Source organism: Bacillus sp. 007/AIA-02/001, from assembly GCF_004634455.1.
GTDB lineage: Bacteria > Bacillota > Bacilli > Bacillales > Bacillaceae_G > Bacillus_A > Bacillus_A cereus.
The window spans coordinates 208,386-223,032 of record NZ_SEIY01000004.1 but is presented as its reverse complement, the minus strand read 5'-3'; the positions used below and the strand labels follow the sequence as shown (position 1 = coordinate 223,032).

Sequence of the window (14,647 nt, the reverse complement as noted above, 5' to 3'; positions counted from 1 at the left end):
AGTGAGTAAGAGCAAGGATTTTATCGTTGTAAAAGGTGCTAGAGCACATAACTTAAAAAATATTGATGTAACCATTCCGAGAAATCAGCTTGTCGTTGTAACGGGATTGTCTGGTTCGGGGAAATCATCATTAGCATTTGATACGATTTATGCAGAAGGGCAGCGCAGATACGTAGAATCATTATCTGCGTATGCGCGCCAGTTTTTAGGACAAATGGATAAGCCGGATGTGGACACGATTGAAGGATTGTCACCAGCGATTTCAATCGATCAAAAAACGACGAGTCGTAATCCACGTTCAACTGTCGGAACGGTAACGGAGATTTATGATTATTTACGTTTATTATTTGCGCGAATTGGTACGCCAATTTGTCCAAATCATGGGATTGAAATTACATCACAAACAGTAGAGCAGATGGTAGACCGTGTTCTTGAATATCCTGAACGTACGAAATTACAAGTGTTAGCTCCTATCGTGTCTGGGCGTAAAGGTGCACATGTGAAAGTACTTGAAGATATTAAGAAGGAAGGATATGTTCGTGTACGTGTTGATGGTGAAATGCTTGATGTATCTGAGGATATTACGTTAGATAAAAATAAGAAGCATTCCATTGAAGTTGTAATTGACCGTATTGTTGTAAAAGAAGGAATCGCAAGCCGTCTTGCTGATTCACTTGAAAGTGCATTAAAGCTTGGCGGAGGCCGAGTGTTAATTGATGTAATGGGAGAAGAGGAACTTCTATTTAGTGAACATCATGCTTGTCCGCATTGTGGTTTTTCAATCGGAGAATTAGAGCCGCGTATGTTCTCATTCAACAGTCCGTTCGGAGCATGTCCTTCTTGTGATGGACTTGGTTCAAAGCTAGAGGTAGATTTAGAGCTTGTTATCCCGAACTGGGATTTATCATTAAATGAACATGCAATTGCACCTTGGGAACCGACAAGTTCACAATATTACCCGCAACTTTTACAATCTGTATGTAATCACTACGGCGTTGATATGGATGTGCCTGTGAAAAATATACCGAAAGATTTATTTGATAAAGTGTTGTACGGAAGCGGGGAAGAGAAGGTTTATTTCCGCTATGTAAATGAATTTGGTCAAGTAAAGGAAAATGAGATTTTATTTGAAGGTGTTATTCCAAACATTGAACGTCGTTATCGTGAAACGAGCTCCGATTACATTCGTGAGCAAATGGAAAAGTATATGGCAGAACAAGCTTGTCCGAAGTGTAAAGGTGGACGCTTAAAGCCTGAGAGTTTAGCTGTTTTCGTTGGCGGAAAAACGATTGCTGACGTAACGAAGTATTCAGTTCAAGAAGTACAAGAATTCTTCTCGAATGTAGAGCTAACGGAGAAGCAACAAAAAATAGCTCATTTAATTTTAAGAGAAATTCAGGAGCGCGTTGGGTTCTTAGTGAACGTTGGTTTAGATTATTTAACGTTAAGTCGTGCCGCAGGAACTTTATCAGGTGGTGAGGCGCAGCGTATTCGTTTAGCGACGCAAATTGGTTCTCGTCTAACTGGCGTACTTTATATTCTTGATGAACCTTCAATTGGTTTACACCAGCGTGATAACGATCGTCTTATTCGTACATTGCAAGAAATGCGCGATTTAGGTAATACGTTAATTGTTGTTGAACATGATGAAGATACGATGATGGCTGCTGACTATTTACTTGATATAGGGCCTGGTGCAGGTATTCACGGTGGACAGGTCGTTTCAGCAGGGACGCCGGCTGAAGTGATGCAAGATGATAATTCATTAACAGGGAAGTATTTAAGCGGTAAAGAGTTTATTCCAGTTCCACTTGAAAGACGTAAAGGTGATGGACGTAAAGTAGAGATTGTCGGCGCAAAAGAGAATAACTTAAAGAATGCGAAAATGTCATTCCCACTCGGTACGTTTGTAGCGGTAACAGGGGTATCTGGTTCTGGTAAAAGTACGATGATTAATGAAGTACTATATAAATCGCTAGCTCAAAAGTTATATAAAGCGAAAGCGAAGCCAGGTACTCATAAAGAGATTAAAGGTCTTGAACATTTAGATAAGGTAATTGATATTGATCAATCACCAATCGGTCGTACACCACGTTCTAATCCAGCGACGTATACAGGTGTATTCGATGATATTCGTGATGTGTTTGCACAAACGAATGAAGCGAAAGTGCGCGGATATCAAAAAGGACGTTTCAGCTTTAATGTAAAAGGTGGACGTTGTGAAGCGTGCCGTGGTGATGGAATTATTAAAATCGAAATGCACTTCTTACCAGACGTATACGTTCCGTGTGAAGTTTGTCATGGTAAACGTTACAACCGTGAAACGTTAGAAGTGAAATATAAAGATAAGAATATTTCTGAAGTGTTAGGGATGACAATTGAAGATGGAGTAGAGTTCTTTGCTAATATCCCAAAAATTAAGCGTAAACTTCAAACGCTTGTAGACGTTGGGCTTGGTTATATGAAATTAGGTCAACCAGCAACAACATTATCTGGTGGGGAAGCACAGCGTGTGAAATTAGCTTCTGAATTACACCGTCGCTCTACAGGACGTACGTTATACATTTTAGATGAACCAACGACTGGTTTGCATGCGCATGATATTGCACGTCTTCTAGAAGTGTTGCAACGTCTTGTTGAGAGCGGTGAGACGGTACTTGTAATTGAACATAATTTAGATGTGATAAAAACAGCTGATTATATAGTTGACCTTGGACCAGAGGGTGGAGATAAAGGTGGACAAATCGTTGCTTCCGGAACGCCAGAGCAAGTAGTGAAAGAAGAGCGCTCGTACACAGGTAAATATTTAAAAGAGATTTTAAATCGTGATAAAGCAAGAATGAAAGAGAAAATAAAAGAAGTAGAATTATCGCAATAAGTTTATTGATGAAAACCGGGTGGAAATGACGCTCGGTTTTTATTGTATAGGGGGAGAAGATGAAGTTTTTAGAGGTGTTAAGGAAGAAAAATATGAAAGTAAGAGAGTTTCAAAGTTGGGGTGTATATTTTCGAAAGCGCTGGGAGGATCACTTTGCAAATCATTTAAGTGATGAAGAAAAAGAAGACATTTTTCTTTATGGAGATAAGTATGAATGTGGGTATCTTTGGCACATATTTAGTTATGAGAAAAAGAAGTGTTTAGAGGGTAAAGAAGCAAAGAACGCGTTTCATAATGAAGTGAAAAAGGATTGCTACATTTTCTACCAACACTGTGATGAGGTACTGTTAATAAAGGATGCGAGTTTGTTACATATGGATGATATATTGTGTGAGAGGGACGATATGTATAAGGGTGATATCTATATTGTAGATAAGGAGTTCACTTGGACTTTTGTAAAAACTCATGAACATAGATGGTGCGGCCCTTATTTTACTAAGAAATGTTAGTAGGTATACAAGCATGAAAGATAGAATAAGTTGATATAAGTGTTCGTATCATACTTGCGTTTATTATCTATTAGCGTATGATGAAATATATATGTTTAAAAGGATGTGTGACGAAATGAGATGGATTGTATCACTTCTTGTAAATAGCGTTGTGTTAATCGCTGTATCGGGACTTTTAAAAGGGATTGCACCAGATGCATTTTACGTAGCAAATATACAAACTGCAATTATTGCGAGTATTATATTGGCGGTTTTAAATGTGTTCGTAAAGCCGTTTTTAATTTTAATTACGCTACCAATTACTGTTGTAACTTTCGGCTTCTTCTTAATTGTTATTAATGCGATTACGTTAAAAATAGCAGATTCATTATTAGGAGATGCTTTTAATATATCAGGATTTGGTGTAGCGATTGTTGCGGCAATTTGTATTTCAATTTTTAATATGATAATTGAAAAGGCAATTGTTGAGCCTCTATATGAAAAAAAGAGAAAGTGACAAAAAGAAAAACATTTCATTATTCGTATGAAATGTTTTTTTCTATTTATTAGAAACCGTATTTCTTGTTTTCAGAAAAAAATGGTACAATATCCGATAGAATGGAATTTTACATCAAACGAGACTGAACCCGCAGCGGAGTGGAGGTTTATACATATGCCGAAAGTAAGGACAAAAGATTTAATTGAACAATTTCAATTGGAGTTAATCAGTGGTGAAGAAGGTATTCATCGTCCAATTGATACAAGTGATTTATCACGACCTGGAATTGAAATGGCAGGATTTTTTACATACTATCCAGCAGATCGTGTGCAGCTTCTTGGTAAAACGGAGCTTACTTTCTTTGACACGTTAACGTCAGAGCAAAAACAAGAGAGAATGAAAGCGCTTTGTACTGAGGAGACGCCATGTATTATTGTAACTCGTAATCAAGATGTACCAGATGAGTTATTACAAGCATCACGTGAATCAGGTATGCCTTTATTACGTTCTTCTCAAACGACAACGAGATTATCAAGTCGTTTAACAAACTATTTAGAAGGTAAGTTAGCACCAACAACAGCTGTTCATGGTGTGTTAGTAGATATTTACGGCGTTGGTGTTTTAATTACAGGTCAAAGTGGTGTTGGTAAAAGTGAGACAGCTCTTGAGCTTGTAAAGCGTGGTCACCGTCTTGTTGCGGATGATAGTGTAGAAATTCGTCAAGAAGATGAAGATATGTTAGTCGGAAGTTCACCAGATTTAATCGAGCATTTATTAGAAATTCGTGGTCTAGGTATTATTAACGTTATGACGTTATTCGGTGCAGGGGCAGTACGAAATTATAAGCGTATTACACTTGTTATTAATCTTGAAATTTGGGATCAAAAGAAAAATTACGATCGCTTAGGTCTTGATGAAGAGAAGATGAAAATTATTGATACAGAGCTTACGAAGATTACACTTCCAGTTCGTCCTGGTCGAAACTTGGCTGTTATTATTGAAGTAGCAGCGATGAACTTCCGTTTAAAACGTATGGGAGTCAATGCAGCACAGCAGTTCTCTGAACGATTAATGAGTGCAATTGAGTTAGGAAATCAGGAGTAAACTTTGGAGAGGGAGGTCATATACATATGCTGTTAGCTTCTGTACCACAGCTTGACCGTGTAGCTATCCAACTTGGGCCGTTTCCTGTGTATTGGTACGGGATTATTATCGGTACAGGTGTGCTATTAGGTCTTTGGCTGGCAACTCGCGAGGGAGAAAGGCTAGGTATTCCAAAAGATACATTTGTTGACCTTGTATTAATTGCAGTACCGATCGCTATTCTTTTTGCGAGAATGTACTATGTTATTTTTGAATGGGAATATTACGCACAAAATCCGAGTCAAATTATTAATATTCGTCAAGGCGGTTTGGCGATTCATGGTGGTTTAATCGGAGCTGTTATTACCGGAATTCTTTTTGCGAAGCGACGCGGGGTTTCCTTCTGGAAGTTGGCTGATATTGCTGCACCAAGTATTTTACTAGGACAAGCAATTGGCCGATGGGGAAACTTTATGAACCAAGAGGCGCATGGTGATGAAGTAACGAGACAGTTTTTAGAAGGTCTTCATTTACCGGATTTCATTATTAATCAAATGTATATTGAGGGTGTGTACTATCATCCGACGTTTTTATATGAATCATTATGGAATTTTGCAGGCGTAATTTTACTACTTGCATTAAGAAAAGTGAATTTACGTCGCGGGGAGTTATTCTTCACATATTTAATTTGGTATTCAGTAGGACGCTTCTTCGTAGAAGGCTTACGTACAGATAGTTTAATGCTAGGACCACTTCGTATTGCACAAGTAATGTCAATTGGACTTGTTGTTATTTCTATTATTTTCATTATTGTGAGACGAAAAATGGGGCAAGCTGATAAAAGATATTTAGAAAATTAGAGACAAGTAGCATCTTATTATAAGATGCTGCTTCTTTCATATTCAGGAAGGCGAAAGGACTAAGGCGATGAGAATAAATACCGTGTTATTTGATTTAGATGGAACTTTAATTAATACAAATGAACTTATTATTTCTTCGTTTTTACATACTTTAAATACATATTATCCAAATCAATATAAGCGTGAAGATGTGTTGCCATTTATCGGTCCATCTTTGCATGATACTTTCAGCAAGATTGATGAAAGTAAGGTTGAAGAGATGATTACTAGCTATCGGAAATTTAACCATGATCATCATGATGAATTAGTAGAAGAATATGAAACTGTATATGAAACAGTTCGAGAGTTGAAGAAGCAAGGTTATAAAGTTGGTATTGTTACAACGAAAGCGAGACAAACCGTTGAGATGGGATTACAGTTGTCAAAGCTTGATGAATTTTTTGATGTTGTCGTGACAATTGATGATGTAGAGCATGTGAAACCACATCCGGAGCCACTTCAAAAAGCGCTTGAATTATTAGATGCAAAACCAGAAGAGGCATTGATGGTTGGGGATAATCATCATGATATTGTCGGTGGTCAAAATGCGGGGACGAAAACAGCTGCGGTTTCATGGACGTTGAAAGGTAGAGCGTATTTAGAGGCTTACAAGCCGGACTTTATGCTAGATAAAATGAGTGATTTGCTACCGATTTTGTCTAACATGAACCGTTCATAAAGGTCCAAGTAAGTTAGTAGAGGAGCGAGCTAAGTGCGACGGACAACGCGCTATCCTGTTTCAGGAGAAAATTCGTTATGGAATGTGTATAAAACAGTGTCTTTTTGGAAGGTAATGAAAAACTTTATTATTATCCAAATTGCGCGTTACACGCCATTTTTATCCGTAAAAAATTGGTTGTACCGCACTTTTTTACGGATGAAAGTAGGAAAGAAAACATCATTTGCGCTTATGGTAATGCCGGATATTATGTTCCCAGAAAAGATAACTGTGGGAGAGAATTCGATTATTGGCTATAACACAACGCTTTTAGCACATGAATATTTAATTCGTGAATATCGACTTGGCGAAATCGTCATTGGAAATGAAGTAATGATTGGAGCGAATGTAACAATATTACCAGGTGTGAACATTGGAGACGGTGCGACTGTCTCAGCTGGCACACTTGTTCATAGAGATGTACCGAGCGGTGCTTTCGTAGGTGGAAATCCAATGCGTATTATTTATACGAAAGAGCAAATGACCGCAAGAGAAGGTTCATGGTGAAAATGTAACATTTCTCCTCTTTTTTTATGAATAAAAAGGAAATAATTGAGTATAATATACTGTTTTGTTTTTTACGGAATCGTTTATACTTATAGATAGAAGAATGTGTGAACGAAGAAAACAAAAAACTGGAGGATATATGGGGAAAAATCAAAGGATATATAAGGAGAACGGACAAGTTATCTCTTTTAATCAATTAGCGGACTTCTTTTATAAAAAAGGGATGAGAGCTTACAAAGGACAAAAATTGCAAGATGCAATTAAATATTTTCGAAGAGCGGCACAAAGTGAGAAGGAGCCGTTTATTTTATGTCAATTAGCATCAGTATTATCTGAGGCTGGTGAATATCAAGAATCGAATCAAATCTTCTTAAAGTTAGTTAGATCTAATCCAGAACTTGAACAGTGCTATTATTTTATTGCAAATAATTATGCATATATGGGGTTATTTCAACAGGCGAAGAAATATGCAGATCGTTATTTAGAAGTTGCAAAAGAGAAGGAATTCGTAGAAGATACATTAGAACTTCTTGAGATTATGGAAGAAGAAGCAATGGGTGCGGAAGAGATTGAAGATGAAGATGATTTAATTGTTATGCAGGAAGAAGCGAATCGCTATATTCGTAATGGACAATTGGAAGAAGCAATTGCTACATTAGAAATTGTTACGAAAGATTATCCGGAATTTTGGTCAGGTCATAATAATTTAGCCATTGCACATTTTCAATCTGGTAATGTAGACAAAGCACTGAAGTTAACAGAAATGATTTTAGAGAAAAACCCTGGTAATATACATGCGCTTTGTAATACGCTTATTTTTCTATATTCAATTGGAGAGCATAAACAAGTAGAGGCATTAGCGGGACAGCTAGTTTCGGTATATCCGATTTCATTTGAACATCGTTTGAAACTGGGAACTACACTCGCAACAATTGGTTATTTCGAGCATGCATATAAGTGGTTCAAACTATTAAAGCGTCAAGGATATGAGGGAGACGTTAGTTTTTATTATTGGTTTGCATATTCTGCGTATATGGTGAAAGACCAGCAACTAGCTGAAAAAATGTGGCAATATGTCGTGGAATTACATCCTGATAAAAAGGGAAAAGAACCGTGGAATGCGCTGAATTTAGCAGATGAAGGGCAAAATGTGTTATTTGAAGAATTACGAAAATCATTTCAGCAAAGTGCGACGCTAGAAGAACAAATGCTAGCTTTATATTTAATGAATGAATTGTCAACGCCGGAGAAGGTTGGATTCTTCTTTGATATAACGCAAGCGAAGAACGGTGTTCCCATCGTATCGCAACTTGCAAAGTACTTCTTTTTACTTAATAGTCATAAGAGTATTCCAGCTGATTTACAGCAATTTGAGCAGTGCGCGAGAATTGCGGATGCATTATACAATTATACGAAAAAAGATGATGAATTAATTGAAGAGTGTTTACACTTTTGGTTTTGTACGTTCATACGTTTATATACATCTGGAGACATATTTACAAATGTGTACGGCTGGTCAGCTGCGATTGAATACATTGTACGCGGCGAACAAGGAAATAAAATGACACAGTCGGAGCTTGGAGATGTATATAATGTATCTGTAGCGACTGTCCGAAAGTATGTGCAAGCTGTTAAGCGTACGCACACATAAGATAAGCAAATCATTGGGAAAAAAATGATGCTAACAGTATAATGAGGGTAACTTAATTGTGTAGGAATGGATAGGAGTGAATAGTGTGTCAGAAGAAAAAATTTATGATGTCGTTATTATTGGTGCAGGACCAGCTGGTATGACAGCTGCAGTATATACATCTCGTGCAAATTTAAGCACATTAATGCTTGAGCGTGGTATTCCAGGTGGCCAAATGGCAAACACGGAAGATGTAGAAAACTACCCAGGTTATGAGTCTATTTTAGGACCAGATTTATCAAATAAAATGTTTGAGCATGCGAAGAAATTTGGTGCTGAATATGCATACGGTGATGTGAAAGAAGTCATCGATGGTAAAGAATACAAAACAATTATTGCTGGTAAAAAAGAATATAAAGCACGTGCAATTATCGTTGCAAGCGGTGCAGAGTATAAAAAAATTGGTGTACCGGGTGAAACAGAACTTGGCGGCCGCGGTGTATCATATTGTGCAGTATGTGACGGAGCATTCTTTAAAGGAAAAGAGCTTATCGTAATTGGTGGCGGAGATTCTGCTGTTGAAGAGGGTGTGTTCTTAACACGCTTCGCATCAAAAGTAACGATCGTTCACCGTCGTGACACGCTTCGTGCACAGAAAATTTTACAAGACCGTGCTTTCCAAAACGAAAAAGTAGATTTCATTTGGAATCACACTATAAAAGAAATCAACGAAGCAAGTGGTAAAGTAGGAAGTGTAACACTTGTGGACGTAAATAGTGGAGAAGAGAAAGAAGTCAAAACTGACGGCGTATTCGTATACATCGGTATGTTACCTTTATCAAAACCATTTGTTGAACTAGGTATTACAAATGAAAATGGTTACCTTGAAACGAACGAGCGTATGGAAACGAAAATCCCTGGTATTTTCGCAGCTGGTGATGTTCGTGAAAAAATGCTTCGTCAAATTGTAACTGCAACAGGTGACGGTAGTATTGCAGCGCAAAGTGCACAACATTACGTAGAAGAATTATTAGAGGAATTAAAAACTGTATCAGAAAAATAAGGGATAATATACCTTTTGAGAAGAAAGCTACCGACAGGAGCTTTCTTCTTTTTTTGTGTGAAAATGTCAAAGTTTTGTCAAAAAATATAAGGATTATAAGCTTTCTTATTGATATACTGGACTTTACGGAAAAAATCACTATAAGAAATGAGGAATTTATTCAGTATGGAATGGCGTAATATATATCGTGGATTTTGTATGGGCGTTAGTGATTTAATTCCTGGTGTGAGCGGCGGTACAATCGCTGTTGTGTTAGGGATTTATGAACAATTGCTTGCGGCAATTAGTGGATTCTTTAGTCGTGAATGGAAAAAACATTTAGGATTTTTAATTCCCCTTGCAGCTGGTGTGGCAGCGGCATTTTTAACGTTAAGTCACGTTATTAAATATTTACTTGCAAATCATTATGAACCGACTCAATTTTTCTTCCTCGGTTTAATTATTAGTATATTACCGATGTTAATGAGGGAAGCTGATGCAAAGTCGTCGTTTAACGGTAAGCACATCGTTTTATTAATAGTTGCAGCAATTCTTGTTGCGATTACAGCTTTCTTTAAACCAGATAAGGCAGCAGATCCAATTACGACTTTAACAATTTTAAATGCAATTGGTTTATTTTTCGCAGGATGGATGGCTAGTATGGCAATGCTGCTTCCTGGGATTAGTGGATCGTTTATTTTATTAATTATTGGTGTGTATCCAACAGCAATTAACGCTTTAACTACACTTAACTTACCTTTAATCGTGGTTATCGGTGCTGGTGTTATGGTTGGATTTGTTGTAAGTAGTAAAGGCATTAGTTTTTTATTAGAACGTTATAAAAGTATGACATTTGCGGCAATTATTGGACTTGTAATCGGTTCGATTGTAATTGTATTCCCTGGGATTCCGACTGGTGGATTTTCAATTATAAGTTCAATCATTACCTTTATTTTAGGATTTGCGATTGTTACTTATTTCGGTAAGAAATAAGTACTTTAATCCCCTTGGCGATAAAAAGCGTTAAGGGGATTTTTCATGCTATTCATTAAAAGTCTAAGCATTTACATTGCTTGTTATAGAAAGCTTTTTTAAAATTGCTGAGTAGCATATGCTTAGCGAAAGAGGACTGGCTCCTTCGTTGTAGCAAACTGTTTTTGATAGTATAATGAAAGAAGTATGCAGTGAGGAATTTTACTGCAAGTAGCTGAGGTGAAGAAACATGCAAAGAGTGACAAACTGTGTGTTAATTAGAGATAATGAAGTACTCTTACTCCAAAAACCTCGCCGGAATTGGTGGGTTGCACCAGGCGGGAAAATGGAGCGTGGTGAGACTGTAAGAGATTCCGTTGTTCGCGAATATCGCGAAGAAACAGGTATTTATTTGAAAAACCCAGCGTTAAAGGGGGTCTTCACCTTTGTCATCCAAGAAGGTGATAAAGTTGTTTCTGAATGGATGATGTTCTCCTTTTTAGCGACAGATTTTGCAGGAGAAAACAAACTAGAGAGCGAAGAAGGCATCATTGGTTGGCATACATTTGATAAAATTGATGATTTAGCAATGGCGCCAGGAGATTATCACATTATTGATTATTTAATTAAAGGAAATGGCATAATCTACGGTACATTTGTATATACCCCAGATTTTGAGTTGCTTTCATATCGATTAGATCCGAGTTAAACCGTCAAGGAGAGGATACGATGACAGAGAATAATGATATAAAAATGGTAATTATTACAGGGATGTCTGGAGCTGGAAAAACAGTAGCTTTACAAAGTTTTGAAGATTTAGGATATTTTTGTGTAGATAATTTACCACCGATGTTATTGCCAAAGTTTATTGAGCTTATGGCGGATTCAAAAGGGAAAATGAATAAAGTGGCACTTGGTATTGATTTACGTGGCCGCGAGTTTTTCGAACATTTATGGGGAGCACTTGATGATTTATCAGAACGTACATGGATTATTCCTCATATTTTATTTTTAGATGCGAAAGATAGTACGCTTGTAACTCGTTATAAAGAAACGAGACGTTCGCATCCACTTGCACCAACTGGTTTGCCGTTAAAGGGAATCGAAGCAGAGCGCAATTTATTAACAGATATGAAAGCACGAGCGAATATTGTGCTTGATACATCGGATTTAAAACCGAAAGAATTACGTGAAAAAATTGTTCACTTGTTCTCAACAGAAACTGAGCAAGCATTTCGTGTAAATGTTATGTCATTTGGATTTAAGTACGGTATTCCAATTGATGCAGATTTAGTATTTGATGTTCGTTTTTTACCAAATCCATATTACATTCCACACATGAAGCCATTAACAGGACTAGATGAAGAAGTTTCTTCGTATGTACTGAAATTTAATGAGACACATAAGTTTTTAGAGAAGTTGACGGATCTGATTACTTTCATGCTGCCTCATTATAAAAGAGAAGGCAAAAGTCAACTTGTAATTGCAATTGGATGTACAGGTGGACAGCATCGTTCTGTTACGCTTACAGAATACCTTGGGAAACATTTGAAACCAGAGTATAGTGTTCATGTATCTCATCGTGATGTGGAGAAGAGAAAGGGCCATTAAGGGATGAAAAAAGAGAGAAAACCTAAAATTGTCATCATGGGAGGCGGAACTGGACTCTCAGTTTTATTAAGAGGATTAAAGCAATATCCTGTTGATATTACAGCAGTTGTTACAATCGCTGATGATGGTGGCAGTTCGGGTCGATTACGTGATGAGCTAGAAATTCCACCTCCAGGTGACATCCGTAACGTACTTGTTGCGTTATCGGATGTAGAGCCACTGGTGGAAGCTTTATTTCAGCACCGTTTCACAACAGGAGACGGACTGAAAGGTCATGCGTTAGGAAATCTATTATTGGCAGGTATGACCTCGATTACAGGAGACTTTTTCCATGCAATTACAGAAACAAGTAAAGTATTAAATGTCAGAGGACGTGTATTACCAGCAGCGAATCAAAGTGCGGTACTTCATGCGGAACTTGAAGATGGGGAAATTGTAACAGGTGAATCAAAGATTCCTTATTACGGAAAGAAGATTAATCGTGTCTTTTTAACTCCAGAAGATGTAGAGCCATTGCATGAAACGTTGGCTGAGATTAAACGAGCTGATTTACTTGTTTTCGGTCCTGGCAGTTTGTATACGAGTATATTGCCCAATTTAGTTGTTAACAAAATTGGAGACGCTGTTCTTGCTGCAAAGGCGAAGAAGGTATATGTATGTAACGTTATGACACAAGCGGGTGAAACGATGGGATATACTGCTTTTGATCATGTGCAGGCGTTACACGATCATTTAGGGCAACCATTTATCAATACTGCAATTGTAAATAACCGTGAGATTCCTTGTGAATTACGTAAGTTATATGATGAAGAAATGTCTACACCAGTTGTAGTGGATGAAGAACGTTTTGTTGAAAATAATATTGATGTTATTCAAGAGGGATTAGCGAAGTATGATGATCATGTTGTAAGGCATGATACGTTAAAGTTAGCTTCCATTTTATATTCATTGTTATAAATATGCGTTGCCTCGTTTGAGGTAGCGCTCCTCATTCATATAGGACAAGAATTTTGTTCCATAATAATCGTATAAGGAGGTGTTGACTGTGTCATTTGCATCAGAAACAAAGAAAGAGTTGACGAATCTTGAGATGAAGGAATGCTGTGAGAAAGCAGAATTATCAGCGTTACTTCGAATGAACGGGTCGCTTTCTTTTTCAAACCGTCGTCTATCTATCGATATTCAAACGGAAAATGCGGCAATTGCAAGAAGGATTTATACGCTTTTGAAAAAAGGATATGACGTGACGGTAGAATTGCTTGTTCGTAAAAAAATGCGCTTGAAGAAAAATAATGTATATATTGTGCGGCTTGTTGAGAAGTCTCGTGAAATATTAGCTGATCTTCATATCGTTCGAGATGACTTTTCATTTATTCGAAATATATCACAAGAATTGATTGAGAAGAAGTGTTGTAAACGATCGTACTTACGCGGCGCATTTTTAGCAGGTGGTTCAGTAAATAACCCAGAAACATCATCTTATCATTTAGAGATCTTTTCGTTATATAAGGAACATAATGATGCTATATGTGAACTGATGAACGGATTTGATTTAAATAGTAAGACGTTGGAAAGAAGAAAAGGGTACATTACGTATTTGAAAGAAGCAGAAAAAATTACAGAGTTTTTAAATATTATAGGTGCTCATAATGCACTTTTAAGATTTGAAGATATTCGAATCGTACGTGATATGCGTAATTCTGTAAATCGTTTAGTGAACTGCGAAACAGCTAATTTAAATAAAACAATTGGTGCAGCACTAAGGCAGATTGAAAATATTCGTTACATTGATGAGACAGTTGGTCTTGATATATTGCCGGATAAACTACAAGAGATTGCACAATTACGAAGAGATTATCAAGATGTAACATTGAAAGAGTTAGGTGAGATGGTATCCGGGGGGAAGATTAGTAAGTCGGGTATTAATCATCGTTTGCGTAAAATCGATGAAATTGCAGAGAAATTACGCGCGGGGGAAACGGTAGCAAAAAAATAAGAGGTTAAAGGGGAAATGGAGCTGTGGTTCAAAAACGAGTTCAGGTTTCATTAAAAAACGGTTTACAAGCACGTCCGGCTGCGTTGTTTGTACAAGAGGCAAATCGCTTTCATGCAGATATCTTCATCGAGAAAGATGGAAAGACAGTAAATGCAAAGAGCATAATGGGGATTATGAGCTTAGCAATTGGAACTGGAAGCATGATAACAATTACAACAGAAGGTTCAGATGCAGAAGAGGCTTTAGAAGCATTAGCTGCATATGTACAATAAAAAGCTATCGCGTATATGCGATAGCTTTTTTGTTGTCTGTGCGAATTAGCGA

At 37.3% G+C, this 14,647-nt stretch carries 15 protein-coding genes; all 15 read left to right on the top strand.

Annotated elements, in window-relative coordinates; all coding sequences use genetic code 11:
- Position 1: 1 nt before the first annotated feature.
- The gene (gene uvrA, locus ES895_RS12810; protein ID WP_135238385.1) at positions 2 to 2,878 is read left to right on the top strand and encodes an excinuclease ABC subunit UvrA; all 2,877 of its coding nucleotides are present in this window, start codon (positions 2 to 4) and stop codon (positions 2,876 to 2,878) included.
- Positions 2,879 to 2,937: 59 nt separating this feature from the next.
- Positions 2,938 to 3,387, top strand: coding sequence for a DUF4275 family protein (locus tag ES895_RS12805; RefSeq protein WP_135238384.1), 450 nt, complete (start codon positions 2,938 to 2,940; stop codon positions 3,385 to 3,387).
- A gap of 115 nt (positions 3,388 to 3,502) precedes the next feature.
- Positions 3,503 to 3,883, top strand: coding sequence for a phage holin family protein (locus ES895_RS12800; RefSeq protein ID WP_001267308.1), 381 nt, complete (start codon positions 3,503 to 3,505; stop codon positions 3,881 to 3,883).
- A 156-nt stretch (positions 3,884 to 4,039) separates the two neighbouring features.
- Positions 4,040 to 4,969 (top strand): HPr(Ser) kinase/phosphatase, encoded by a 930-nt coding sequence (gene hprK / locus ES895_RS12795; protein WP_001127250.1) that lies wholly within the window; start codon positions 4,040 to 4,042, stop codon positions 4,967 to 4,969.
- Positions 4,970 to 4,995: 26 nt separating this feature from the next.
- A complete protein-coding gene (gene lgt, locus ES895_RS12790; protein ID WP_000922848.1) occupies positions 4,996 to 5,808 on the top strand; it encodes a prolipoprotein diacylglyceryl transferase in 813 nt (270 codons plus the stop codon).
- A 67-nt stretch (positions 5,809 to 5,875) separates the two neighbouring features.
- Positions 5,876 to 6,526 carry a pyrophosphatase PpaX gene (gene ppaX / locus ES895_RS12785; RefSeq protein WP_002097946.1) on the top strand — a complete coding sequence of 217 codons (651 nt, stop codon included), beginning with the start codon at positions 5,876 to 5,878 and terminating at the stop codon, positions 6,524 to 6,526.
- A gap of 33 nt (positions 6,527 to 6,559) precedes the next feature.
- A complete protein-coding gene (locus tag ES895_RS12780) occupies positions 6,560 to 7,072 on the top strand; it encodes an acyltransferase (RefSeq protein WP_001255073.1) in 513 nt (170 codons plus the stop codon).
- A gap of 139 nt (positions 7,073 to 7,211) precedes the next feature.
- Positions 7,212 to 8,723: a tetratricopeptide repeat protein gene (locus ES895_RS12775; protein ID WP_000517720.1), complete on the top strand. Its 1,512-nt coding sequence runs from the start codon at positions 7,212 to 7,214 to the stop codon at positions 8,721 to 8,723.
- Between the two features lie 85 nt (positions 8,724 to 8,808).
- Positions 8,809 to 9,765, top strand: coding sequence for a thioredoxin-disulfide reductase (gene trxB, locus ES895_RS12770; RefSeq protein WP_001288078.1), 957 nt, complete (start codon positions 8,809 to 8,811; stop codon positions 9,763 to 9,765).
- A 165-nt stretch (positions 9,766 to 9,930) separates the two neighbouring features.
- Positions 9,931 to 10,737: a DUF368 domain-containing protein gene (locus ES895_RS12765; RefSeq protein ID WP_135238383.1), complete on the top strand. Its 807-nt coding sequence runs from the start codon at positions 9,931 to 9,933 to the stop codon at positions 10,735 to 10,737.
- Positions 10,738 to 10,966: 229 nt separating this feature from the next.
- Entirely contained in the window at positions 10,967 to 11,425 is a 459-nt protein-coding gene (locus ES895_RS12760; RefSeq protein WP_001190080.1) for an NUDIX hydrolase, read from the top strand.
- 20 nt (positions 11,426 to 11,445) lie between these two features.
- Complete coding sequence (gene rapZ / locus ES895_RS12755; RefSeq protein WP_000138459.1) at positions 11,446 to 12,327, top strand: RNase adapter RapZ; 882 nt, start codon at positions 11,446 to 11,448, stop codon at positions 12,325 to 12,327.
- 3 nt (positions 12,328 to 12,330) lie between these two features.
- Positions 12,331 to 13,284, top strand: coding sequence for a gluconeogenesis factor YvcK family protein (locus tag ES895_RS12750; RefSeq protein WP_000712186.1), 954 nt, complete (start codon positions 12,331 to 12,333; stop codon positions 13,282 to 13,284).
- 88 nt (positions 13,285 to 13,372) lie between these two features.
- On the top strand, positions 13,373 to 14,323 hold the full coding sequence (gene whiA, locus ES895_RS12745; RefSeq protein ID WP_000006560.1) for a DNA-binding protein WhiA: 951 nt from the start codon (positions 13,373 to 13,375) through the stop codon (positions 14,321 to 14,323).
- A gap of 23 nt (positions 14,324 to 14,346) precedes the next feature.
- Positions 14,347 to 14,595 carry an HPr family phosphocarrier protein gene (locus ES895_RS12740; protein WP_000250307.1) on the top strand — a complete coding sequence of 83 codons (249 nt, stop codon included), beginning with the start codon at positions 14,347 to 14,349 and terminating at the stop codon, positions 14,593 to 14,595.
- Positions 14,596 to 14,647 lie beyond the last annotated feature (52 nt).